The sequence below is a fragment of the Treponema sp. R6D11 genome (assembly GCF_054786075.1).
The window spans coordinates 1-949 of the sequence record NZ_BDHD01000480.1; the positions used below are offsets into that span (position 1 = coordinate 1).

The 949-nt window shown below is 45.9% G+C and carries 1 protein-coding gene; it reads right to left on the reverse strand.

Going from position 1 to position 949, the window contains the following annotated elements:
• Positions 1-161: 161 nt before the first annotated feature.
• A partial coding sequence (locus ACYVTD_RS14100) for an HDIG domain-containing metalloprotein (RefSeq protein WP_461248357.1) occupies positions 162-949 on the reverse strand: 788 nt, incomplete at its 5' end.

The following is a 949-nucleotide window of genomic DNA, read 5'->3' on the forward strand; positions in this document are numbered from 1 at the left end:
TCACAAAGCTCACAAAGAAGGAGAAGGACACAAAGGAAGATCAGGGGTTTTTGTCCGTTATATTATCGTGAACCTCACGCATAACCTTCGGACAACTATTCCTTCTTCCCCTTTGTGAGCTTCTCTTCCTCCGTGTCCTTTGTGTGAACTCTTCTCTTATATTATCTTGCGTACTCTGTAATTCTAGTCTCACGGATCATTGTTACCTTGATGCGTCCCGGATAGCGTAGATCGTTTTCGATCTTTTTGGCGATTTCTTTTGCCATCTCTCTGGTTTGCTCGTCGTTGACTGCTTCGTTGTTTACAAGTATGCGAAGCTCACGACCTGCTTGAATGGCAAACGATTTGTCTACGCCGCTAAAGCCTGTGGCGATGTTTTCAAGGTTTTCAAGACGTTTAATGTAGTTGTCCAGAGTTTCTTTTCTTGCTCCCGGACGAGCCGCAGAAATTGCGTCGGCTATTTGTACAAGTACCGCCTCTATGCAGGTCGGCTCAATGTCATTGTGGTGGCTCCCAATGGCGTTGATAATTCTTGGGTCTTCTCCCATTTTACGAGCCATATCCATGCCGATTTCAGCGTGGTTAAGATCGGAATTTGTTTCCGTACCTTTGCCGATGTCGTGTAACAAAGCGGCTCGTTTTGCAAGGTCTCTGTTACAGCCGACTTCAGCCGCAAGCATACCTGCGATAATCGCCACTTCTTTTGAATGGTGAAGCACGTTCTGCCCGTAACTGGTGCGGAAATAAAGCCGACCAAGCGCGCGGACAGCGTCTTGTTTTATGTTGTGAATTCCCATGTCAAAAAGAACTTTTTCGCCTTCTTCAAAAATTTTCTGCGAAATGTCCTTGCTTACTTTAACGACAATTTCCTCAATTCTTGCCGGATGAATTCGCCCGTCAAGAATCAGCCGCTCAAGAGCGATTTTCGCTATTTCACGGCGTACTGGAT